This is a genomic window from Flintibacter sp. SJQ-8 (genome assembly GCF_054108085.1).
On the sequence record NZ_JBPJWR010000004.1, the window covers coordinates 282893 to 305360 of the forward strand.

26 protein-coding genes, 1 pseudogene and 1 riboswitch are annotated in these 22468 nt (G+C 56.4%); of the genes and pseudogenes, 3 read left to right on the top strand and 24 right to left on the bottom strand.

Going from position 1 to position 22468, the window contains the following annotated elements; translation table 11 throughout:
* A complete protein-coding gene (gene gap / locus ACSAMP_RS02295) occupies positions 1-1011 on the bottom strand; it encodes a type I glyceraldehyde-3-phosphate dehydrogenase (protein ID WP_441795079.1) in 1011 nt (336 codons plus the stop codon).
* Positions 1012-1381: 370 nt separating this feature from the next.
* Here gap and ACSAMP_RS02300 point away from each other — a divergent pair, with 370 nt between their 5' ends.
* Entirely contained in the window at positions 1382-2416 is a 1035-nt protein-coding gene (locus ACSAMP_RS02300) for a sensor histidine kinase (protein ID WP_457799381.1), read from the top strand.
* Between the two features lie 77 nt (positions 2417-2493).
* Here ACSAMP_RS02300 and thiW read toward each other — a convergent pair whose 3' ends face one another.
* The 5 genes from thiW to ACSAMP_RS02325 all read right to left on the bottom strand — a co-directional run bounded on the left by thiW (position 2494) and on the right by ACSAMP_RS02325 (position 7979).
* Complete coding sequence (gene thiW / locus ACSAMP_RS02305; RefSeq protein WP_441795077.1) at positions 2494-3015, bottom strand: energy coupling factor transporter S component ThiW; 522 nt, start codon at positions 3013-3015, stop codon at positions 2494-2496.
* 313 nt (positions 3016-3328) lie between these two features.
* Positions 3329-3438, bottom strand: a riboswitch (TPP riboswitch).
* A gap of 42 nt (positions 3439-3480) precedes the next feature.
* A complete protein-coding gene (gene ftsH, locus ACSAMP_RS02310) occupies positions 3481-5307 on the bottom strand; it encodes an ATP-dependent zinc metalloprotease FtsH (protein ID WP_457799382.1) in 1827 nt (608 codons plus the stop codon).
* Between the two features lie 250 nt (positions 5308-5557).
* Positions 5558-6106 carry a QueT transporter family protein gene (locus ACSAMP_RS02315; RefSeq protein WP_457799383.1) on the bottom strand — a complete coding sequence of 183 codons (549 nt, stop codon included), beginning with the start codon at positions 6104-6106 and terminating at the stop codon, positions 5558-5560.
* Positions 6107-6423: 317 nt separating this feature from the next.
* Positions 6424-6918 carry a lincosamide nucleotidyltransferase Lnu(C) gene (gene lnu(C) / locus ACSAMP_RS02320; RefSeq protein WP_019543803.1) on the bottom strand — a complete coding sequence of 165 codons (495 nt, stop codon included), beginning with the start codon at positions 6916-6918 and terminating at the stop codon, positions 6424-6426.
* 23 nt (positions 6919-6941) lie between these two features.
* On the bottom strand, positions 6942-7979 hold the full coding sequence (locus ACSAMP_RS02325) for an IS1595-like element ISSag10 family transposase (RefSeq protein ID WP_002837184.1): 1038 nt from the start codon (positions 7977-7979) through the stop codon (positions 6942-6944).
* A gap of 162 nt (positions 7980-8141) precedes the next feature.
* On the opposite strand from ACSAMP_RS02325, the gene ACSAMP_RS02330 reads away from it, so the two are divergent.
* Both ACSAMP_RS02330 and ACSAMP_RS02335 read left to right on the top strand, forming a co-directional pair.
* Positions 8142-8570 carry an SseB family protein gene (locus ACSAMP_RS02330; protein WP_457799384.1) on the top strand — a complete coding sequence of 143 codons (429 nt, stop codon included), beginning with the start codon at positions 8142-8144 and terminating at the stop codon, positions 8568-8570.
* A gap of 425 nt (positions 8571-8995) precedes the next feature.
* Positions 8996-9931, top strand: coding sequence for a LysR family transcriptional regulator (locus tag ACSAMP_RS02335; RefSeq protein ID WP_457799385.1), 936 nt, complete (start codon positions 8996-8998; stop codon positions 9929-9931).
* A gap of 63 nt (positions 9932-9994) precedes the next feature.
* Here ACSAMP_RS02335 and ACSAMP_RS02340 read toward each other — a convergent pair whose 3' ends face one another.
* The 18 genes and pseudogenes from ACSAMP_RS02340 to ACSAMP_RS02425 form a co-directional block, all read right to left on the bottom strand.
* A complete protein-coding gene (locus ACSAMP_RS02340; protein WP_457799222.1) occupies positions 9995-10840 on the bottom strand; it encodes an IS3 family transposase in 846 nt (281 codons plus the stop codon).
* Positions 10834-11187 (bottom strand): transposase, encoded by a 354-nt coding sequence (locus tag ACSAMP_RS02345; RefSeq protein ID WP_457799214.1) that lies wholly within the window; start codon positions 11185-11187, stop codon positions 10834-10836. Before ACSAMP_RS02345 ends, ACSAMP_RS02340 begins: the two co-directional genes overlap by 7 nt.
* Positions 11188-11401: 214 nt before the next feature.
* The gene (locus ACSAMP_RS02350; RefSeq protein ID WP_008982833.1) at positions 11402-11671 is read right to left on the bottom strand and encodes a helix-turn-helix domain-containing protein; all 270 of its coding nucleotides are present in this window, start codon (positions 11669-11671) and stop codon (positions 11402-11404) included.
* A 98-nt stretch (positions 11672-11769) separates the two neighbouring features.
* Positions 11770-12528, bottom strand: coding sequence for a DNA adenine methylase (locus ACSAMP_RS02355; protein ID WP_457799386.1), 759 nt, complete (start codon positions 12526-12528; stop codon positions 11770-11772).
* An 83-nt stretch (positions 12529-12611) separates the two neighbouring features.
* The gene (locus ACSAMP_RS02360) at positions 12612-12956 is read right to left on the bottom strand and encodes a hypothetical protein (protein ID WP_008982835.1); all 345 of its coding nucleotides are present in this window, start codon (positions 12954-12956) and stop codon (positions 12612-12614) included.
* Positions 12956-13774 (bottom strand): CHAP domain-containing protein, encoded by an 819-nt coding sequence (locus ACSAMP_RS02365; RefSeq protein WP_008982836.1) that lies wholly within the window; start codon positions 13772-13774, stop codon positions 12956-12958. Before ACSAMP_RS02365 ends, ACSAMP_RS02360 begins: the two co-directional genes overlap by 1 nt.
* Positions 13761-14114 (bottom strand): phage holin, LLH family, encoded by a 354-nt coding sequence (locus ACSAMP_RS02370; RefSeq protein WP_008982837.1) that lies wholly within the window; start codon positions 14112-14114, stop codon positions 13761-13763. The genes ACSAMP_RS02365 and ACSAMP_RS02370 overlap by 14 nt, the downstream gene beginning before the upstream one ends.
* A gap of 173 nt (positions 14115-14287) precedes the next feature.
* The gene (locus ACSAMP_RS02375) at positions 14288-14698 is read right to left on the bottom strand and encodes a hypothetical protein (protein WP_020990058.1); all 411 of its coding nucleotides are present in this window, start codon (positions 14696-14698) and stop codon (positions 14288-14290) included.
* A 2-nt stretch (positions 14699-14700) separates the two neighbouring features.
* Positions 14701-15312, bottom strand: a complete 612-nt coding sequence (locus tag ACSAMP_RS02380; RefSeq protein WP_457799387.1) for a carbohydrate-binding protein — start codon at positions 15310-15312, stop codon at positions 14701-14703.
* Positions 15297-16445 carry a reverse transcriptase domain-containing protein gene (locus tag ACSAMP_RS02385; RefSeq protein ID WP_457799388.1) on the bottom strand — a complete coding sequence of 383 codons (1149 nt, stop codon included), beginning with the start codon at positions 16443-16445 and terminating at the stop codon, positions 15297-15299. The genes ACSAMP_RS02380 and ACSAMP_RS02385 overlap by 16 nt, the downstream gene beginning before the upstream one ends.
* Positions 16446-16565: 120 nt before the next feature.
* Positions 16566-16778 (bottom strand): annotated as a pseudogene (locus tag ACSAMP_RS02390) (hypothetical protein); the annotation flags it as partial.
* A gap of 42 nt (positions 16779-16820) precedes the next feature.
* Positions 16821-17267, bottom strand: a complete 447-nt coding sequence (locus ACSAMP_RS02395; RefSeq protein WP_008982842.1) for a hypothetical protein — start codon at positions 17265-17267, stop codon at positions 16821-16823.
* A gap of 192 nt (positions 17268-17459) precedes the next feature.
* Positions 17460-19514 (bottom strand): DUF6273 domain-containing protein, encoded by a 2055-nt coding sequence (locus tag ACSAMP_RS02400; protein ID WP_457799389.1) that lies wholly within the window; start codon positions 19512-19514, stop codon positions 17460-17462.
* Positions 19515-19531: 17 nt separating this feature from the next.
* On the bottom strand, positions 19532-19918 hold the full coding sequence (locus ACSAMP_RS02405) for a phage tail-collar fiber domain-containing protein (protein ID WP_008982844.1): 387 nt from the start codon (positions 19916-19918) through the stop codon (positions 19532-19534).
* Complete coding sequence (locus ACSAMP_RS02410; protein WP_444003096.1) at positions 19919-20686, bottom strand: putative phage tail protein; 768 nt, start codon at positions 20684-20686, stop codon at positions 19919-19921.
* Positions 20673-21782 carry a baseplate J/gp47 family protein gene (locus ACSAMP_RS02415; RefSeq protein ID WP_008982846.1) on the bottom strand — a complete coding sequence of 370 codons (1110 nt, stop codon included), beginning with the start codon at positions 21780-21782 and terminating at the stop codon, positions 20673-20675. Before ACSAMP_RS02415 ends, ACSAMP_RS02410 begins: the two co-directional genes overlap by 14 nt.
* Positions 21779-22225: a DUF2634 domain-containing protein gene (locus ACSAMP_RS02420; RefSeq protein ID WP_008982847.1), complete on the bottom strand. Its 447-nt coding sequence runs from the start codon at positions 22223-22225 to the stop codon at positions 21779-21781. The genes ACSAMP_RS02415 and ACSAMP_RS02420 overlap by 4 nt, the downstream gene beginning before the upstream one ends.
* Positions 22222-22464 carry a hypothetical protein gene (locus ACSAMP_RS02425; protein ID WP_008982848.1) on the bottom strand — a complete coding sequence of 81 codons (243 nt, stop codon included), beginning with the start codon at positions 22462-22464 and terminating at the stop codon, positions 22222-22224. Before ACSAMP_RS02425 ends, ACSAMP_RS02420 begins: the two co-directional genes overlap by 4 nt.
* Between the last annotated feature and the right edge of the window lie 4 nt (positions 22465-22468).

Genomic DNA, 22468 nt, shown 5'->3' on the forward strand with positions numbered 1-22468 from the left:
TTACTTGTGGTCGACGGAGTACATGTGCTTGATGAGCTCCAGGACCTTGTTGGAATAGCCGATCTCGTTGTCGTACCAGGACACGACCTTGACGAAGGTGTCGGTCAGGGCGATGCCGGCGTCGGCGTCGAAGATGGAGGTGCGGGTGTCGCCCAGGAAGTCGCTGGAGACAACGGCCTCGTCGGTATAGCCCAGGATGCCCTTCAGCTCGCCCTCAGAGGCCTTCTTCATGGCGGCGCAGATCTCCTCGTACTTGGCAGGCTTCTCCAGGTTGACGGTCAGGTCGACCACGGACACGTCCAGGGTGGGGACACGCATGGACATACCGGTCAGCTTGCCGTTCAGGGAAGGAATGACCTTGCCCACGGCCTTGGCGGCGCCGGTGGAGGAGGGGATGATGTTGCCGGTGGCAGCGCGGCCGCCGCGCCAATCCTTCAGAGAGGGACCGTCAACGGTCTTCTGGGTGGCGGTGACGGAGTGAACGGTGGTCATCAGGCCGTCCTTGATGCCCCAGTTGTCGTTCAGGACCTTGGCGATGGGGGCCAGGCAGTTGGTGGTGCAGGAGGCGTTGGACACGAAGTTCATGTCGGTGGTGTACTTGTCCAGGTTCACGCCGCAGACGAACATGGGGGTGTCGTCCTTGGAGGGGGCGGACATGACGACCTTCTTGGCGCCGGCAGCCAGGTGGCCCTGAGCCTTCTCCTTGGTCAGGAACAGGCCGGTGGACTCCACCACATACTCAGCACCCAGCTTAGCCCAGGGCAGGTCGGCGGGGTTGCGCTCGGCGGAGACAGGGATCTCCTTGCCGTTGACGATGATGGCGTTCTCGGTGTGGCCGATCTCCGCCTCGCACTTGCCATGCATGGTATCATACTTCAGCATGTAAGCCAGGTAGTCGGCGGGGCACAGATCGTTGATGCCCACGATCTCGATCTCGGGGTGGTTCAGGCTGGCGCGGAACACCATGCGGCCGATGCGGCCAAAGCCATTGATGCCAACTTTAATGCTCATGTTGAATGACTCCTTTTTGATTCATATTCACGCTTTGGAATTTTGAATGCTTGTTGCTTGGAACTGTCCCTATTATACCCCCGTTGCAAGAATTTTGGTAGTGGTTTTTTTCCTATAAATCCAAAAGATTTTTTATTAAAATTAGCCATACCGTGGGTAAGCCCGGCCTTATACTAAAAAGGCGGCAGCTCCGGGGGCTTAAAAGCGGAGTAAACCGGCTGTTCGACAAAATTTACGGTTTTTCACTTTTGTTCTCGCCGGGTGTGGTAAACTTTGGTATAATCACTGTGAACGTAAACTGCACAAAGACGGCCCACCGACACAGGCAGCCAGAGAGAAATGAGCCGATCACAGGTTTGGAGGAGTCACCATGTCCGACGTGCAAGAGCTGCGCGAGAGCTTTTTGAACGCATTCCCGGCGGCGGCGCTGCTGCTGTGGCAGGACCGGATCGTGGCCGTCAACGGGGCGGTCCGGCGGCGGCTGCCTCAGCTGGAGCCGGGGGAGCCGATACCCCCGGAGCTGCTGGCCCTCTCCGGGGAGGGCGGCGGTCTGGTCACCCTGGGCGGCGCGGCCTGGCGGGTCCAGCTGACCGAGACGAAGTGGGGGCGGCTGGCCGTGCTGATCCCCGCGCCCCAACCGGCGCTGACCGACCCCCAGCTGGACGGGGCCCTGCGCCAGATGCGCACCTATCTGGCCCAGATGCAGCTGGCGGCGGCGGATATCCCCCCGGCCTCTCAGGGGATGTTCTGGAAGAGCTATTATCAGCTCTTCCGCCTGACGGACAACCTGGACCTGCTCCGCCAGCTGGGCCAGCCCGGGACGCGGGACTTTCACCCCGCGGCCATGGACCTGGCCGCCCTGTGCCGCAAGGTGGTGGACGGCTGCGCCGGTCTTTTGGGGGCGGAGGGCGTCGTCCTGACCTATCACAGCGCCCTGTCCTCCCTGCTCATCCCCGGGGACTCAGGGCTGCTGGAGCACGTGCTGCTGGAGCTGATCGCCAACGGAGCCCGGTGGACAGGCCGGGGGCCATTGACCCTGTCCCTGCGGCGGCTGGGCACCCGAGCCGTGGTCACCGTGGCCCCGGGGTCGGCCCCACCCCCCCAGCAGCTGGACGCTCTGCTGGGGCGTGAGAGCGACTATGGCGTCCCCCGCCCCGGCTCGGGGGCCGGATTGGGGATGCCCCTGGCCGGGATCATTGCCCGGCTCCACGGGGGCAGCCTGATGGTAAATTCCTCCGAAGCTGGCGTCCCGGCGGCGATTTTAGCCCTGCCCACCGGGCCTATGCCCACCCGGGTGACGGTGCGCACCCCGCGCTTGCAGCGGGACGGCGGCCTGTCCGTTCCCCTGGTGGCCCTGGCCGACGTGCTGCCCGCCCGGCACTTCGTCCCCGGCACAAAGCCTTAAAAAAACGATCAGATAAAACTGCGGCGCAGCCCTTTTACAGATGGGCTGCGCCGCAGTTTTCTTATAATGATCTTGTCTTACTGCTCCAGGGCCGCGCCCATGGTCTTCAAAGCGCCGGTGCGCTTCAGGGCGGCCACTAAGATACCGGCCAGAATAGAACCGGCCACAGTGGAGATGAGGAAGGGGATGATATAGGCATAGAAGGCCACAGCGGCGGCGCTGACGTTCATAAACAGCACAGCCACGGGATAGGCGGCCAGACCGCCGATGATGCCGGTGCCGAACACCTCGCCCACCAGCGTGGCGGCCAGGTTCTTGGTCTTCCAGAAGACCAGACCGCACAGCAGGGCCCCGCACATGCTGCCCGGGAAGGCCATCAGGCTGCCCACGCCCAGCAGGTTGCGGATGAGGCTGGCCCCAAAGGCCACACCCACCCCGTACCAAGGGCCCAGGAACACGGCGCACAGGATGTTGACCATGTGCTGCACCGGGGCGCACTTGCTGCCAAAGACGGGGAAGACGATGAACATGCTGCCCACCACGGCCAGGGCGCACAGCAGCCCGGCCACCGCCAGCTTTTTCACATTGGACTGATTCATGGTGTAAAACTCCTTTTTCAAACGGGGAAAAACCGCGCAAAAGGCCCGCAGCGTTTCCCTCTCTCTCGGCTTTTCGCCGGTGAACAGGGCCGAAAAAGCACGTGGCTTTTTCGGTTCGGTCGAGACTTGCTGGTCTCCTCTCACGCCGGAACACGGCTTCCCATCGCTGCGATCTGGCCCGGACCCAGGGCGCTCCCCCTCGGTCCGCTCCCGGCCCTGGGCCGGGACGCCTGGTTTTTTTCCACATCCCCCCTGAAAAAAGTGGATACACCGAAAACGGGGGCGGCCCCAAAGGACCGCCCCCGTCAAAGCTCTCTATGACCGGCAAACGTCCCTCCGGCGGCATGACCCGCATCAGGTGAAAGGGTCGGAGCGCACTTGCTCCCTCTCAGCCCGACAGCCCGGGCTCCCCTGCTTGCAGTGTTTATCATACGCCCCCGGTGGGGCTTTGTCAAGACGGGCCGATCACACTTTTCCGTCGGTACGGAGCATGTCCATGAACTCCTCCCCGGTGATGGTCTCCTTCTCATACAGGAAGTTGGCCAGCTTGTCCAGGCTGTCCCGGTTGTCCCGGAGGATGGTCATGGCCTTGTCATACTCCTTCTGGATGGTCTCGGTAACCAGGCGGTCCATGCGGGCCTGGGTCTCCGGGGAGCAGGCCAGAGAGGCGTCCCCGCCCAGGTATTGGTTGCTCATGGTCTCGAAGGCGGCAAAACCGAATTCCCGGCTCATGCCGAAGCGGGCGATCATGGAGCGCACCAATTTTGTCGCCTGTTCAATGTCGTTGGAGGCCCCGGTGGTGATGGAGCCGAAAACCAGCTCCTCCGCCGCCCGTCCGCCGGTGTAGGTGCAGACCTTGTTCAGCAGCTCCTCCTTGGACATGAGGAAGTGGTCCCCGTTGTCCACCTGGAGGGTATAGCCCAGGGCCCCGGAGGTGCGGGGGATGATGGTGATCTTCTGCACGGGGGCGGAGTGGGTCTGCATGGCGGCGACTAAGGCGTGGCCCGTCTCGTGATAGGCCACGATCTTCTTCTCCTGGTCAGACAGCACCCGGCTCTTCTTTTGGTACCCGGCGATGACCACCTCCACGCTCTCCTGAAGGTCCTCCTGGGTGGCAAAGCCACGCCCGTCCCGCACGGCCCGCAGGGCGGCCTCGTTGACGATGTTGGCCAGCTCCGCGCCGGACGCGCCGGAGGCCATTCTGGCGATAGGGGCAAAGTCCACCCCGTCGGCCAGACGGATCTTCTTGGCGTGGACCTTTAAGATGTCGATGCGGCCCTGTAAATCGGGCAGTTCAACAGGGATGCGCCGGTCAAAGCGGCCCGGGCGCAGCAGGGCGGGGTCCAGGGAGTCGGGCCGGTTGGTGGCCGCCAGGACCACCACGCCCTTGCTGCCGTCAAATCCGTCCATCTCGGTGAGCAGCTGGTTCAGGGTCTGCTCCCGCTCGTCGTTGCCGCCGGAGAACTGGCCGTCACGCTTTTTGCCGATGGTATCGATCTCGTCGATGAAAATGATGCAGGGGGCCTTCTCGTTGGCCTGCTTGAACAGGTCCCGGACCTTGGCCGCCCCCCGGCCCACGAACATCTCTACAAATTCCGACCCGGCGATGGAGAAGAAGGGGACGTTTGCCTCACCGGCCACGGCCTTGGCCAGCAGTGTTTTGCCGGTGCCCGGAGGGCCCACCAGTAGGGCGCCCTTGGGCAGCTTGGCTCCAATTTCCCGGTATTTCTCCGGGTCGTGGAGGAAGTCCACGATCTCCCCCAGCAGCTCCTTGGCCTCGTCCTCCCCGGCCACGTCGGCAAAGCGGATGCCGGTGGAGGAGGGCACATATACTTTCGCCCCGGAGCCGCCGCCCATGCCGAACATCATGCCGTCTTTGCCGCCCACGGCCTTCTGCATCCGGCGGTTGATAAAGTAGCCGATGAGCATAAAGGGCACCAGGGGCAGCACCCAGTTCACCAGCAGGCTGGTCATGGCGGAGGGCTGGGTGTCGATCTGCTGGAACTTGGCCCCGGAGTCGTAAAGGCGCTGGGTGCGCCCGGCGTCCTCGGTGGCCACGGTCTCATAGATCTTGCCGTCCTTGTCGGTGAACAGGATCTGGTCATCCCGGATCTCCACCTGGTCGATCTGCTTCTCGTCCGTCATGGACATGAACACGTCATAGGTCACGTTTTCAATGCGGCTCTTGTTCATAGAGGGGAACAGCGTCGCGTTGAGCAGCAGCAGAATGGCCAGGGTGAGCAGATAGTAGTATACCAGGGGTTTTTTCGATGGCTTTTTGATCTCTTGCATCTTGAAGATCATCCTCTCTGGGTGTGTCGTTCATTTCTTTTGGTTTCCCGCTCCCCTGGGGGGAGCGAAAACCTGTGGATACGCGATCAGAAAATCGTTAACCGGTTAATGGATATAGTAGCAAAAGACCGGGACAAAATCCCGGTGTAAGTGTAAACAATTTATGACCAAACTATGAACGTGACCCAGAAAGAAAAGGGGGGCGGCCAGACTCCACTTGTCCGGCCGCCCCCTCGCCCGGCAGCAGCGGTCAGCCCTGACCGCTCACGCGGGTCTTTAACCCCAGCCGGTCCAGTTTGTCGGCGGGGATCATCTCCCGGAAAAAGCTCACCCGGGGCAGCACGCCCAGCAGCAGCTGGCCCAGCACGGCGCTGGCGATCAGCTCGCCCAGGCCCACGGTGAAGGCGTTAAAGGCATAGGCCGTCCAAAAGGCCCCACCGGTGCCCCCCTCGGCAAAGGCGATCACCGCCCCCACGATGACGGCGTTGCACACCACCGGGGGCAGGGGAGCCAGCCAGCGATTGCGCAGGCTCTGGGTCCACAGGCAGGCGATGAGGGTGGCGGCGGAACCGGCCACCACGTCCAGCAGGCCATAGGGGGAGAGCAGGTTGGCGATGAGGCAGCCCACGAACAGCCCCGGCGTGGCGGCGGGGAACAGGAAGGGCAGCACGGTCAGCGCCTCGGCAAAGCGGATCTGCACCCCGCCATACTGGGGGATGGGCAAGGCCATGGTGAGCACAGCATACACCGCGGCCAGCATGGCCGCCAGGGTGAGATCGCGAACAGAGAATTTAGACATAAAAAAACCTCCATTTTCTTCTTTAGAGAACGGCGAGACTGAAATTTTTTCGGTCCCCCGAACGAACACAGCTTTTCCTCCCCCCGTGGCCGGGCGTTCCACGCATTTGGGGCAGCGGGCTGTGCTTGGACGAGATGTGGAAACTCGTCAAGGGGTATCTTACCACAGCCCGCCCCCGCTGTCCACTGGATAAATGGACAAAGCCTTGCCAGTGGGGGGCTGATGGGGTAAAATATGGCTATGTCACAACAAACAGTTGATAAATAGCCATTTTTATAGGGGAGTATCAGAACTCCCCTACAAACTGTTATTTGCAGTTATCTATACTCATTTGGAATTTCGATATGAAGTGTCTCACACAATAACTTCACATCATGTGCATCATTTTCATCAAACTCGTATCCCAGATGGAACATTACTTGACTATATGGTTCAATACAGGAAACCTCTATTTCCTCAATTCTTCCTTTACCCGAAAAAGTTTCTACCGGAAAACAATCCCCATCATAAAGAATTTCACCTTCGTCCGTATATTCAAAACAATGCAAATCAATAATTCTGTTTTTCAAATCTTCCCATACAGTATGGTTCAATGTTGTATATTCCATCTTAATCTCATAAAAGCCATTAGCTTTCATTATTTCTATAAAGTTCTGATAATCGTTCTTTTCTACAAAAATGTCAATATCATTATGGGCTCTTGACTGATATCCAAGAAGAGCATCTACACCCCAGCCACCATCAAGAAAGACTTTAATCTCCGCATCTATTGCAAATTGAAGAATCTGTTTTACATCTGTTATATTGACCATCTTATCATCTCCACAAATTCTAATTAGGCGACCAGAGGAACTGCTGGTCTGTTTGATAAATCTCTGCATTTAGCAGTTTTCAATGTTGCCAAAACGAAAGTTAAGAAGATGTTCCTTTTCTCCATGTCGCTTTCTTTGGCGTAATTTACAAGGTTATTCCACACAAGATAGTTGTTCAGATACTTGGTAGAAACACCGTTAAAGCCACGCATAAACCTCTTTAGCTGGCTATGGTAGCTATTGATATGTTGGATATTATAAATGCCTTTCTTGGCTTTGCCAGTCTTTAACTGCACAAGGTCAATGCCATTGGCATTTGTAAATCTCACATAGGAGTTCATCTTGTCCGTAACAAGAGTGGAATTGGTCTTAATCCTACCATCATAAATATGATGTAAATCTCTTGTAGAAACTCTACCAGTATTCGTAATCTTGGAGATAGACAAGCCATTCCTATTAACCGCACAAGGAACACATACCTTTTCTTGGGACAAGCCTCTGATATGTGTAGAATGACCACGCTTATGAGCCTTGCGTGGCATAGCAAATGTCTTACTCTTGCTATGATTGCCCTTGTACGAGATGGCGAAAAAAGTTTCGTCAGCCTCAATAATGCCGTCAAGGGTAACATCGTCTGCCATATTCTGAAGTGCATCCAAAATCTTGTGTCTCCAAAGGAATGCGGTGTTTCTGTGAATCCCACAAGCAACAGCAGTCTTACGAATGGATAAGCCATTCATCATACAATCAATGTACTGCTCCCACACGGACAAGTCTTTTCTTGTACCAGACACAATGGAGTTCGTAGCAATCACGAAGGACTTGCCACAATCCTTACATACATATCGCTGTGTGCCATCTTTACGATGACCATTGCGAACCACATGGATACAGCCACAAAGAGGGCATACACGACCATTTGCAAAGCGTTCCTTTGCTACGAAATCTTCAATATTCAAAGACTTTACAAAGGCAGGACTTAAAAGCATTGTTTTAAGGCTTTCCTGCTCTGCGACAGTCAACTTACCGATAATATCTAATGCGTCTTTGATAGTAGGCATATCCAATTACCTCCTTCGGTGGTACTGTTTCTTACTATTATTATACGCTATTTCTCGTCAAAATCAACCATTTGTTGTGACAGAGCCTAAAATATATAAAATATTTGATCCCCGCCCCCTGCGGGGGCGGGAATGCGCTTTTGTTTAGGAGGTCTTTGCTATATGGAATCCAATGAACAGATCCTGGACAACGCCCCCCTGCTCCAGGCCATCGCCCGGATGCAGACGGAGAACAGCCGGGAGAGCCGCGAGGCCGTGCTGGACATGGTCATCTCTCAGGCCCAGTTCCTGGCCCCGGCGGACATCGTCCCCGAGACAGAGGGGAAGGAGGCCGCCCTGCGCTTTCAGCTGCTGACCAATCAGGAGGGACAGCCCTTCTTCCCCGCCTTCACCGGCTGGGAGGAGCTGCGCAAGCTGTGCGGCCCCAAAAATCAGCAGACGGTAGCCCTCACCTTTGACCACTACGCCGGCATGGTCCTCCGGGACAACCGGGCCGCCGGCTTCGTCATCGACCCCATGGGCGCCTGCCTCACCTTTGACCGGAACATGATGGAGCATCTGGTACAGAGAAAACAAGAGATGACCAAGTGAAACGGATTGCCACGTCGCTTCGCTCCTCGCAATGACAAAAATACAGTCTTCTGTGTCGAGTACAGGCCCTCTGTACCCTGTCATTGCGAGGAAGGGCGCAGCCCTGACGTGGCAATCCGTCTCCCCACAAAAAAATTTTCAAATTTGAAAATTTCCTGTTGACATGTCGGTTAGTTTATGCTAACCTATGCTTGGTTAGAGAAAGCTAACTCCCCCCTCCTCACACCTCCCTGCTTTCTTCCTACCCCTTTTATTCAAGATTTCTCTGACCACCAGAAAGTCTTTCGGGACAGGCATCCCCGAGGGACGGGCCGCTGACCGTGCGCATACACGCGGTCAGCGGCTTTTTTATCTTTTCTCCCATCCCGATCTGTGATATGATAGCCTCACTGGCCGATCTGGCCCGAACTTTGGGAGGGGCGCTTATGTTCGTCAAGAATCCTGAATATTTTCTCACCATCGCCAAGGAGCGCAGCATCTCTAAGGCCGCCGAGCAGATGTATCTCTCCCAGCCCTATCTCAGCCAGTATCTGGCCAAGCTGGAGCACACCCTGGGGGTGGCCCTGATGGACCGGTCCCACACCCCCCTCACTCTCACCTCGGCGGGAGAGGTGTTCTATGCCTATCTGGAGCGGCAGAGCTATCTGGACCGGCAGCTGCTCAGCGACCTGCGGGACATCCAGGACCGGAACCGCCCGGTGCTGCACATCGGCGTGTCCCCCTGGCGTGGGGCCATGCTGCTGCCCGACATCCTGCCCCTGTTCACCCCCCAGTACCCCGACGTGCAGGTGGTCCTTCACGAGGCCGCCGTGCCCGAGCTGACCAAGCTGGCGGAGGACAGCGTCATCGACTTCTGCGTCATGCACATCCCCACCGACCTGACCGAGCTGTCCTATGAGCTGATCATGCGGGAGCGGGTCTTCCTCATCGGCCACAAGGACCACCCCCTGCTGCAGGGGCTGGACAGCCCCTATGACCGCCCCCTCCACTTCACCCAGCTGCGGCAGCTGGAGCACGAGCGGATCGTCATGCTCCCCTCTGACTGGCGGCTGGCCAAGCTGCTGTACAACACCTTCTCCGTGCTGAATGTAGAGCCGCAAAACATCCTGGTCACCACCAACAACACCACCGCCATCAACCTGGCGGCGGGGAACATGGGCTTTGCCTTTCTGCAGGAGAGCGGCATCTCCCGCACCCCCTATCTGGACCGGCTGGCCTGCTTCACCATCGGGGAGCCGCCCCTCACCTGCCCCACGGCGGTGGTGTACAAGAAAAACGGTTTCCTCTCCCCCGCCGCCCGGGCGTTCATCGACCTGACAAAGGACTTTTACCGCAGGTTTAACCGGGATGGGAATCTTTAAAAAAACACAGGGCCGACTGAAGTGACCCCCAAAAGTTAGACAATATTTTGAAGTAAAAATTGTTCAAGCAGCCGAAAGGGCTTGCTGTCTGTGAATTGCAGGCGGCAAGCCCTTTAGCTTTGCCTTGATGCGGCGGTTGTTGTAGTAATCCAGATATTCGATCAGTTCCAGTTTGAAGTGTTCCATGGAGCGGAACTCCTGCAAATACAGCAGTTCACTTTTGAGTAAGCCGAAGAAATTCTCTATCACGGCGTTGTCCAGACAGTTTCCTTTCCGGCTCATGCTCTGGCGAACACCTTTCTCCCGGAGCATCTGTTGGTATTGTTTGTGTTGGTACTGCCAGCCCTGGTCAGAATGGAGAATCAGGTTTGTTCCGGCCGGGATCTTTGCAAACGCCTCGTCCAGCATGGTGGTTACCATGCTGAGTACAGGACGATCCGATATGGTGTAACTGACCAGATCGCTGCTGCACAGATCGAGAATCGGGGACAGATAGAGCTTCTCTCCAAACAGGCTGAACTCCGTCACATCCGTGACCCATTTCTGATTCGGCTTTTCGACATGAAAATCCCGATTTAGCAAATTTGGTGCAATTTTGCCTACTTCTCCCTTGTAGGAACGATATTTTTTCATCCTGACACGACAAACTAAGCCCAGCTTCTTCATGAGCCGCTGGACAGTCTTGTGGTTCACAGAGAATTTACGCTTGCGAAGTTCTGCCGTGATCCGGCGATAGCCGTACCGGCCCCTGTTTTCGTGGTAAATTGCTGCGATTTCTTCCTTAACAGATGCATATTTGTCTTCTCTCTGCATCTGCTTCAAATGATAGTAGAAAGTTGCACGGGGCAGCTGAGCGATTGAGAGCAGAATACTGAGTGCGTGTTTTTGCCTTAGCTTCTGAACTACCAGCGTTTTCTGCGCTGGCGTCGCTCGTCTTCCAAAACCAAGGCTTGCAAGTTTTTTAGGTAATCGTTCTCCGCACGCAGTCGCTGCACTTCGGCCAGCAGATCTTCTTCCACCTGCTTCGGCAGCTGCTTTGGCGGACGACCCTTACTGCTGCGGCCACGCCGTTCGATGGCTAACCCTTCCGGCCCTTCTTCCAGGTAGATTCGCTCCCATGATTTGATTCGATCTCTACTGTTTACCTCAAATCTACGGCAGGTTTCGCTGTAACTCAATTTCTCTTTCTGCATGGTTTCAATCACCAGTTTTTTGAATTCCGGCGTATATCGTTTGTTTGGTACTCCTTTTGGCATAGCAAAACACCCCACTTGTTAGATAGTATACCATACTGTCTAACAAATGGGGTGCAGTTCAGACCTGGCCCTGTGTTTTTTTATTTGTTTTACTTGTAGGAATCGGTGTTGCTTTGCAAACAAGCTGCGAAAAATTTTCATACAATCTGCAAAAAAGAAACGGCGCTTAAAAGGGTTTTAAGTAACCTCTTAAGCGCCGTTTCTTTGCTCAGATTTAAGGCTGTTTTCTCTTGCGGTTTCCGTGTTCCTCCAGGATCAGGTCTTTACCAGTCCTGCGCTGCTGGTTCGGTATGTATTCCAGCAGGTCAGAAATACTGCAGTCCAAGACCTCGCAAATCCTGTCCAGCTGATCGAAAGACACTCGGTCTGCCATCTCGTTGTATAGGTCACCGATGGTAGAAGGGCGAATGCCGGTCAGCCGGGCAAGTTTTGCGCGTGTCCATCTGCGCTCTCCGAGGATTCGAGATAGGTGATTCTTTATCATCACAAATGCCCCTTTAGGGATATATTACCAGAGAAAAGGGGTGTTTTAGGGCGGTTTGTGATGAAATCACTCGAAGCGTGATAATTTAACGAACTTTGTTAGAAGTTACGGATAATCAACTCCGCATACTGGGTCTGGTTATTTCCCTTCCCAGCCAGAGTCGTGGTTCGAGTGATGCCCTCGATACGGTAATCTGCATACAGCTCTCGAATCAAAGGATGGTCATTGTAGGAGAGGATAAAACGGCCTTTTACTTGGCTTAAAACCTCTCTTAAACGGTGGTGATCCTGGGCGCTGAAAGGGCTGTCATAATACTTCTCGGTATTCACATAGGGCGGGTCGAGGTAGAACAGAGCCGTTGGCCTGTCGTAGACCTTGATAAGGTCAGCGAAGTCCTTGTTCTCGATGTTCACTCCCCGGAGCCGTTCCCGCACCTTCTCCAGGTACTCCACGGCGTTGTCGACCTGCTTGGAGCTGGTGGCGTAGGTGCGGTTGTCACAGCCGAAGCTGATCTTGACCGTATAGAAGAAGCGGGCCGCCCGCTGAATGTCCGTCAGGCCGCGTCCCTGTCCCTGCGCGAGGCAATCAAAGAACTGCTCCCGTGAGGTAAGCATCCACTCCATCTCGCGCTGCAGTTCCCCGCAATGGTACTTCACACAGCGGAAGAGGTTCACCAGGTTGCTGTTGATGTCGTTGTAGACCTCCAGCTGGTTTGCTTTCTTCTCCTTGGCGAAAAGCACCCAAGCCGCGCCGCCGAATACCTCTATATAGCGCCCTACCTCATCGGTGGGGAACCGCTCTAAAATGGCCTTGCGGAGCATACGCTTGCCGCCGATCCAGCCGATGAAACTTTCCATAGCATTCATCCTTTTCAATTATTAAAGGGGCACAATCCTCGGATGAGCTATGGAACAGCCCTGCAGCTTGGGGCTGCAGGGCTTTAGATTGCAGGGCTATCTGTGCTGCCTATGGGTTCGGTTTCCTGGAAGCCGTTTGCTTTGGCTTTTTCAAATGTGATTCCACCTTCGGTGTGATCTGATTTCGCCATATTGAGATAGAAACTGCATACCACACCGTGGGCTGTCCAGGGAAGCCCCACCATGGCGGAGATCCATGGCAAAGAGCCGGTGTAGCCGACGCGGATACAGTAGGCGGCCAGTAAAAGGCCACCTACTGTTACTACCCACAATAGTGGGCGAATGTCGGCAATCATCCACTTGGAGAATTGGGAGAGGTCTGGCTTTTTCGCCGTTTTACTCCCGGCGAGGCGTTTCCCGCCGCTCATCACGCCAGCCCATGATCCTGGGCGAAGCGGTAGAAGAGCTGAGCGGCCTGCTCGCGGGTCAGAGGGCTGGCCCACATATAGTTAGGCTGGCCATCTGCAGTGGTGCCGTTACCGGCGAACAGGCCCACACGGATAGCCCACTCCCTGGCCTCCCGGCTCCACTCGCCGCAGTCATTATCCTGCAGCTCCTTCTGGTGCGCGGTCATAGCGACCTTGAACATCTCATTGAACTTGTTCTGATCCATATCGTCATCCTCCTCTGGTACGATGGAAAAGTCGGGGCGGCCATAACCGCCAATCTTGCTGTAGGTCAGGGCATAGCTCTTGTCTCGGACACAGCCGCCGTTCTCCACGACACCCGCTGCGGAACTGGTATTGCCCTCAATGGTGTAAACCCGGCCTCCAGCCACCTTCTCTACGATGCCGGTATGATACATGGTCTTGCCGCCGTCATTTGTGAAGAAGATCTGGTCGCCGGGCTGTGGGCCGCTGGTGTGAAACTGGCCCTTCTGCTTGTAGTAGTTGGCGGAGCCTGAACACCCGGCTCCCACACCTTTCTTAGCCTGACAGAGCAGCTTCAGGCCCAGCTCCAGGCCGAAGGTCTGGATGAAGCACCAGTCGGTGAAGATGTCACACCAGGCATAGCCATTCTTCTTGCCGTTGTAGACCACGCCCAAGGCATCCAGGTCACGAGCGTACTTGTTCCAGTTCCCGTCCCCAGCGTTGGCCGTCTTGTCATCGAGCTGGGCGTTGGTATCCTTCTCGATGTAGCCAATCTCAGCCCTGGCAGTGGCCAGCAGTCTCTCAACCGGCCTCATGGCCATCATCCTCCCCCACAACGACACCCTGCTCGATGGCGATCAAGCCATTGTTTGTCAGATCATATACGGCGGCCTCAATCAGCGCATCCAGCTTTTCAGCATCAACGGTAATGCCATGCTCCTGGAGCCAGTTCAGCACATAGGCTTTCTTCTCCTCGCCCCTGCCGGAGCCGGTGTAGATCTGCTCGGCAGCGGTGACGGCGATCTTCACCCAGGCATTGATCTCAGCCTGCTGGGAGGCCGTGGTCTTGCTCTTGATATAGGGGATAACAATGGCGGTGATGATGGCCGCCAGCAGTGCAAAGACGGCCTCAATAATCACGGTGATGTCAAACATAGTGTAATCCTCCTCGAATAAAATAGGTTCTCAAATGCGATTTAAAGGGACAAAAAAGCCCGCCCAAAGGAGCGGCAGGAACCTCCTTTGGGCGGATATTCAGCAGGGCATAGGCCCCACCCCCTTTCCGTAGGCAATATAAAAAGGCCGCTCCATGAGCAGCCTTTTTCATATCACTTCGCGCCGATCAGATTGGCGATATGCCGCAAATCCTCCACCGGCGCATTGAAAAACTCATAGTTCCAGAGCCAGAAATCCTCATGCTCCGGCCTTCTGTACTTTTGGCACAGCGGATCGCCCCACACGCAGTCCCAACGGCGCTGACAATCATCTCGCTCATTCTTAGGGCGCAGACGGGCAATAATAGACTCCAGCAAGACTCCCCGCTCCTGGCCCTTTCCATCATCATCCTGGGTGAAATAATCGAAAGCAATCTGGCTGGTGACAGTGCAGAGCGGCTGCTCTCCCAGGTAGATAAAGCCCTCCTGCGCCGTCAAATGAGTGCCCCACGGGATATTTATCGGGATACCGAAGGCACTGAAGCGGGCGCGTTTCCTTGCAATATAACTGCTGTGTTCTACCACACTTATTCCTCCTGCTCCGTCCATCCATACACACCGGGTTCCCACACATTATTATCCACGCTGCTGATCCAGTGCTTCCCATTGTGACTTACCTTCGCTCCCGAACTATAAGCGTCATGTGCGCCCACAGGCTGGCTCCAGGCTGGCCATTCCTCTGCGGGATCGGATGTGCCTGCCCACAAGCTGGAAGCTGTGTCTGGTGTCCATTCAGCCTGTGAGGTATGATCCTGAACACACTTATAAAGCGCACCATTATACCTCCTGATCTGTCCCACCTTGTAGGCCACCGGGTAGGCCCACTCTGCAAACAGATCAGCGTGTTCAGCCGCTGTAGCATCATCGATACTTCCTGCCTCAGCAAGCGTCACAAACACAATACCATTCGTTTCCTTAGCTTTGGTGATCTCACTACCCGCATCAACTTCCTCCAACATAATGGTGGATACCCCTTTCAGAGCCTCTCGCCCCAGCAAGTGATAAACCTTTCCGTCAAAGGCAATGCCCGAAGCCTCCGGCTCCGGGCAAAGAATGAAGCAGCCATTATCATGCTGCTTAATATAGGTGAGGAACTCGGTCAAGCCGATGGTTGTTCCATCCTTTATGATTTTATACATTTTGCACCTCCAAAAAAGATCGCATGATAAAGCCGCCGCAAGCGGAGCAGCCGTCCGTGGTCGTTGAAGTTGCGGTAATATGCGCTCTGGCACTCCATGTACTGCTCCACCTCTGAAAAGGGCCGCTTCCCAGCCATAAATTCCTGGTGAAACAGCTTCAGCTTTCGTCTGGCTCGTTTGATCCCGTCCCGGCTGCCATTGACCTTAACCTTGCCAGTCTCCGTCAGTGTAAACCGGGCCTTGCACCAGCGGAAAGACTTTGTCAGGGGGATGATCTTGCACTTACGCTTGTTCACCCGGATCCCCATAGTCTCAAACCGCCGCACCATCTCCCGGATCACAGCTTTCAGCTGCTCCACATCGGGCATGATGATGTAATAGTCATCCATGTAGTGCCCGGCGCAGTGGACACCCACCTGACACTTCAGCCAATTATCCACGGCGCTTGGGAGGGCCACCATCTCCTGCTGGGATGGCTCAACGCCCAGCGGCATCCCCCGGCCCGGTGCAGTGCTGGGGGCGTAATCCACCACAGTATCCGCCACTCGGCGGAGGGCCGGGTCGGGGATCAGCAGCTGGTGCCTCTGGTAAAGAGCCTGGCGGGGTGCGCCTGGGAAGAATGCTTTGAGATCTACGAGGCCCATGGCTCCGGTGCGTCCATACCGGCGATAATGCCAGTGCAGATGCTCCTTCAGCCGTTGGAAATGCCAATGCAACCCTTTATTCCGTTGGCTGGCCCCGTTATCGAAGATCATGCTGGGGTTATACAGCGGGATCAATACCTCGCTGCAGAGGGTCTTGTGGACTTGCCGGTCTGTGATGTGCGGCGCATCGATGGGCCGCACCTTTCCGCGCTCACACAGCGTAAAATGGACGCATTTCCCCGGCTTCCAAGTGCCGGACAGGATCTCCCGCCTGCGGCGGGCAGTCCCTGAAAACAGGTGGTTCTCAAAGTTCTGTACGCTCTGCTTCCAGCGGACGCCATTGCAGCAGCGCCGCCCGTAGAAGAACATCTTCCGGTAGCTGAACACCTGGTCGATGGTTCCCAGGGCAGCACAACGAGCCGCCCGCTTCTCCTGCCGCCTTGCTCGGCGACGCTGGTATCGCGCCTCACGGCGCTCCTCACTGGTCATAAAAAGTATTCGCCCTCCGCATAGTTAAGTTGTAGGTGCGCCTCTAAACTACTTTGGCCCAGCACATGAAACGGGGTCAGCGCAATCGCCCGCCATGCAAGCAGCGTCCGTGCGTGGCCGTCAGAGGGCAGTTTCAGGGGTTTCCCCCTGGGAAGTATCTCTCCTTTTACATCGGTCGTCTTTCACCTTCCGGTTACTCCATTTGACCGTGTACCTGTAAAATCCGGGCAGCAACGCCGCCGAGTAGTAGGCGTTGTTATTGTTGTTGCCGCCGCCGGTGTTGACATTGCAGAAATTGTTATTGTTGTTGTAATTAGGGGAGCGCAGCCACCACCAAACCGCTGAGCGGAATTAACAGAGATACACCCACACAGGTCAGAACTTCTTGATCTGGCCTTTTAGGAGTTCGTTCTCCCGGTCAATCAAGTCGCCTAACCGTTGTGCCATTTTGTCCAGCTTCTCCTGTGCCTTCCCGGACTCCACCTGGCGTCCGGTGGAGGTAGTAAAGCACCCCTCCGGGTTCAGGTTCATGATCCGGTAACACTTGGAGAGCCGGGTATCCAGCGCCATGAGGGAGGCCCGCGCCTCCAGGAGGTGGGCCTTGCGGAGGCTCCGCCGCTGATCATCCGAAGGGTAAATGCTGTTCGCCTTCTCCGCATGATCCTCGACCTCTCCGGCCAGCTTTGCGATTGGCTCTGCAACGAGCCGCGCATACCGGGCGGACAGCCTCGTTAAGAAATTGATGGTCTCATCGTAGATTTCGCCTGCGCAGTTCACAAACTCCATCTTGCTGACGCTCCGCTGGGCTTTTAGAACCGACATCCTTTCACCCCCATTCGCTGGGATCCGTCTAAAAGTATAGCATAAAAGCAATGCCGGTCATAGGCCATTTTTCAAAAAATCGCGTCGGCGCTTCGCGCCGACATCTTTTTTGGCGTGGCCCCGGCCAGCTGCTCCTCCCGGAGGGCCGCCCCCTTTCGGGGGCGGGATGTGGTCGGATAGCTCTGCGGAGGATTAGGTAGCAAAGCCGGGCAGCAACGCCGCCGAGTAGTAGGCGTGGCTAGTGTTGCTGCCGCCGCCGGTGGTGACAAGGCAGAAACCGTTATAGTTGGTGTAATAAGGGGAGCGCAGCCACCACCAAACCGCTGTCCCGGTAGCGTTGTGCTTATAAGCGACTCTGCTGTTACTCGCTTTGTAGTAATCATATTGGAGCTGACTGTTCCTCTCGTAGTCATTCGCATAGTACCGGGATCCAAACACCTCAAATTCCGCAAGAAGGAACAGATAGTCCGTGGTCGCTGTAACATTGCCTGCCACACTTCCTGTGGCGTTGCCGACATTGTCGGTGTACTTCGTCACCGACTTCATAACAGCCCGGAGATCGGAGGGCAGCGCGGCCATCAGGCTATTGGCCAGCGGGCTGGTCGGCGTTTTGCTATTGCCCAGCAGGGTTTTTCTCATGCTGGAGTCCTTCCATCCGCCGACATTGGTGTTACTGTCATTCATGTGGAAGTAGCCAGCCCCACTCACGCTACTGTTATATTGGTTATCGCAAAGGCCCACCATCGTCCCGCCGATCTTGCCGAGCTGCCAGTGGATCCGGTGCGTCCCCTCCTTGGAGGAATTGTGGTTGAAGCCCAGGATAAAGGGGCTGATGGAAAGGTTGGAGAAGGTGAAATTGCCCACCTGCCCGTTGATGGTGATGCTCTTGGTATCACCCACGCTCCAGTAGTTCGCACCCTCATCCGCATCGCTGGCCGCCCGGATCGCCGCCCAGGTATTGGAGTTCAGCGTAGCATTGAACAGGTTCACCTGCACGGCACAGGTCTTGTTTGCGGGGGCCGTGTGATTTGTGCCCTCTGCCACCTTGACTGTAATGGTGGCGCTGCCATAGGCTTTGCCTGTCACGGTAACCGTATTGCCGGAAACCGACACCGTGGCAACGCCGGTGGCATTGGAGATGGCAGAGATTGCCCCATCGCCCGCCCTGGTAACCGTGATGGTGGTGGACGAAGTGCTCTTGTTCAGAGTGATATTGCTCTTATTCAGGGACAGGCTGCCTGCCGCCTTTCCGATTTTCCATATAACTGTCTTGGCTCCGATGCCGCCGTCACTCCACTGATAATTGCTGGTGGGCGTAAAGGTGGCGTTATAATTGCCAGCATTAGTACCGCTGGTTGTGCCGCCGATGGTCAGCTGTGCGCTGTCATAGTTGCTCCAGCTGGGGCTTTGCGCCAATCCACTATAAGTCAGGCTGCCGCTTTGCACCGGAGTTGTGGTAATGGATGCCCGCTGGATCTGCCACTCCACGCTCCGGGCTGTAACGCTGCTGTCGCTCCATTGATAGTTGCTGGTTGGGGTAAAGGTTGCCGAGTGGCTGCCCGCATTGGTGGCCGATGTCTCTCCACCAATGGTCAGTTGGGCGGTGTTGTAGTCATTCCAAGTGGGGGTCTGCGACTCCCCAGTGTAGGTCAGGCTCCCGCTCTGCGAGGGGGCCTTGGCAATGGTGGCTCGGCCTATCGTCCAAGTGACTTCCTTTGTGGTGTTGGTGCCATCGCCCCAAGTGTATCCCTCTTTCGGAGTAAAGGTGGCGACATAGTTGCCTGCGTTGGTGCCTTTGGTTGTGCCGCCAATGGTCAGGGTTTCCGGGTTATAGCTGTTCCAGTTAGGGCTTTGTTCGCCGCCCGTATAGGTCAAACTGCCGTTTTGAGTAGGAACCGCATCAATGGTATGGGCCAGCTTCGTGATGGCTTCCAGAGCGGCATCCGCAGCAGTCAGAGCATTGGAAGCGTCTGTCCCTGCCTGGTCTGCCACCTGTGCCGCGTTGTGCGCTGCTTCCAGTGCTTCCGTGGCCTTTTCATCCGCAGCTTCCGCTGCTTCCGCTGCAGCAGCGGCGGACTGGCCGTTTTGGTCGGCCTGCTTCTTCACCGCATGGGTATTGTTGATCATCTGCTGCACCACGGGGTTGACAATCGTGCTGGCCCGCACCGGGTCGGTGTCCTGGATCTTACGGATAGCCGCCGCATTATACTCCGGGCTTTCCGGGACTGTGTAAAACTCTTCTGCCATGAGCTGTCACCTCCAGGTTAAAATTCATCGTCAAACTCAAAGGTGAAGCTGACATCTTCATCCTTCTTCTTGGGGTACATGGTCTTGATGGCCACCACATCCCCATCGCTGTCCACCAGCGCTGCCTCGCTGATCTCCTCGCCCACCAGTGCGTCCTTGGGAATGGTTACCGCATAGCGGGCGGTGGTTTCAGCCGGGTAGGTCACGCTCTCCACCTCATAGCGGGCGAGTTCGCTGTTGAGGGCCGTCTGTGTTTCCAGGGGTACAAGCGGCTCTCCGCTCCCATTTACACCGCCGTTCCCGAAGGCCACATGGGTAATGACGGCCAGCGGCTTTTCCGGGTCGCTGGCCGCCATGCAGAGCTTTCTGCGGCGCGTTTTGGTGATTACACTGTTTTCATTCATCTAAAACTCCTCCTGCATGATTTGGGCATTGAATTTCCGGGAGCCGTCAAAGGCGGCAGCTCCATCGAAGGCATACCAGTTATTCATGGTCAGGGTGCCGTTGATCTCTTCCCGGACAGGGAAGCTGGTGCAGATAGCCATGGCCGGGAAGGTAATCCCGCTGAAAGACTGGTTGAACGGGATGCTGCCGTCAAAGTCAGCCTCTCCATCAAACCGCACCACCCGCTGGCCTCTGGTATTGGCGAAGCGGGAGAGGATCTTCAGCCGGTACAGGGATACCTCGTTCCGGTTCTCCATGCCGGTGGGCTGGAATGCACCCACAATATCGAAAATCAGGTGGGCCGGTTTGATTTCATCGATCTGCCGGATCAGCTCAGGCAGATCTGGAAAAACGCCTTCAAACAGCATATAAACGATGACGGTAAAGGCATACTGGCTGAAATGCTCCACCACCGCGCCCTCGCTCCCCGTAACAATCGACACCATCTCCCGGATTGCCTCCACGGTGGTGGTGCCCCGCGTGTTCAGCTTTGCCAGCACCTTGGCCCGCCGTGCCTCCAGGCTCTCTGTGGTATTGACTGGAAGCTCAAACAGGCGCTCGTGCCGGGGAAGCAGGAAAGTGCTGGTGCTGATGTTCAACTGCTGCTCCAGCGCGGCGATGGTGCGCTGCGTCTGCGTCAGCTCCGTCTGCTCTGTTTGGAGCAGGTCTGCCATCTGCTCCATTGTCCGCACCCGCTTGGGAAGCATGAAGGCATCATTGATCGGCACTGATTTCCACCTCCTCCAGCGTGAAAAACTCCTCATAGTCGGATGTGAGGGAAGAAATCTCCCCATTCAGGGTATAGCTGATAATATCCGCCACTCCGTCCACGCCGAAGATAAGGTCGCCGATCCGGTAATAGCTGATACTGCTCTTCCGGTTTTCATCGCCCCGGACGGGAGCCGTATCAAAGTCCTCCCGGTTTACGCTGTCGATGTAGCTCTGCAGCGCCGTCTGGACATTTTGGCGGATGTCGGTGATGTTGTACCCGCTGGCCACCTTGACTGTGACCACCACGGTGGCGGCCTTGGGGGTGGCGGCCACCACGGTCACCTCCGCTCCGATTTGGCGCTCCTCTTCAATGTGGGCCTCCACATTTTTCAGGATCACTCCGTCCGGCGCACCATACTTATCGGAAAGGATGATCACCTTTACCTTGCCAGCTCCGCACACTTCAGCGCCCAGGCACTTGGCCCCGCCAACGCCGGACACCTGTTTTGCCCAATAAATGAAATGGTTCCGGTTCCCGCTGGTGATGGGCCTCCGGATCTTCTCCAGCACCCGGCTGCGGAAGGAGTCATCCCCCTCAGCCTCCGCACCACCGCCGAAGGGTGCGGTATTGGTAACGGAGGTCACGCCGGAAATAGCTGTGCGCAGGGCTGTGATGGTGCCGATGCCCACGTTGCCCACGGTTCCCGCCGTCTGACATTTAGCCCCCACCTCGCATTGTCCCTCGGCGCTGATCTGCGCTGTAGCTGTAGTTTCAAAGGCCAGTGTACCATATAGAACCTCGGTGCCCATCGGGATGGTCGTGCCTGCTTCCCCGGTAAAGAGCAGATTGCCCACCGACGCTGCGGCGGGGTTCCGGGTCTCGTTGTAGTCCAGGGCCTTCCGGTCAAGGTACTCACCCTCGGCGGTATCCAACAGCACGTGGTCGGGGATGGGCTGCACCTCCATTGCGTCCATGCGGGCCATCTCTTCGGCCACGGCCTGCAGGTTATCCATGCAGAAGCCGCCCTCCAGTTTGTTGGCCGGGTTCTCCAGGCCGTCCCTCATGCGCTGAAGGATGGCGTCCGTGCTGAAGTCTATCGTTGTGTCGCTCATGCCGCTCTCACCTCCTTGGCATCCCACTCAACGGTCATCGCCCCATAAATTGTGGTGCAGTCAAATTCGACCTGAATCCCACTTTTTGTGCGGGTAAATTGGAAATTGCTCAATTCTGAAATATAGGGGTTTACCATCAAAGCCTCAATGATAAACCGCTTCAGCTCCGAGGTTACGATCTCCGAGTGCAGGGTACTGCCGATCAGAGTGTGGATCTCGCTTCCAAAGGCGCTGTCGTAGGCGGTATAGCGGAACCGTTCTGTGGACAGCGCCTTGAAGATCCAGATCCGCAGCGCCTCGTTGCCCTCCACCAGGTAGGTATTCCCATCCCGGAGCAGCAGGCGGTTGTTTTCAAAGTCGTATGCGTACTCCCGGAACATAGGCAGCTCGCTGGCTTGCCCGCTTTCCAGTATTTCCGGGCTGATAAAAGGAAAAATGCTCATACCGGCACCACCTTTGCGATGATATAAAAAGCGACGCCAGTTTCATATACCAGCACCTCATCCCCGGCCTGGAGGGAAAGGGAGGCGCTTTTGTAGAGGTATTTGGAGATCACCTGGTCATGCGCCTTAATGGTCAGCGGGCTGGCGGTGTTGACGGTTGCAAACCGCCAGCTGCCGTCTGCTCCCCCGGAGCCGTCGCCGCGCAGGGCCTCGGCCATCTCCACCGCCCATCTTGACATATCT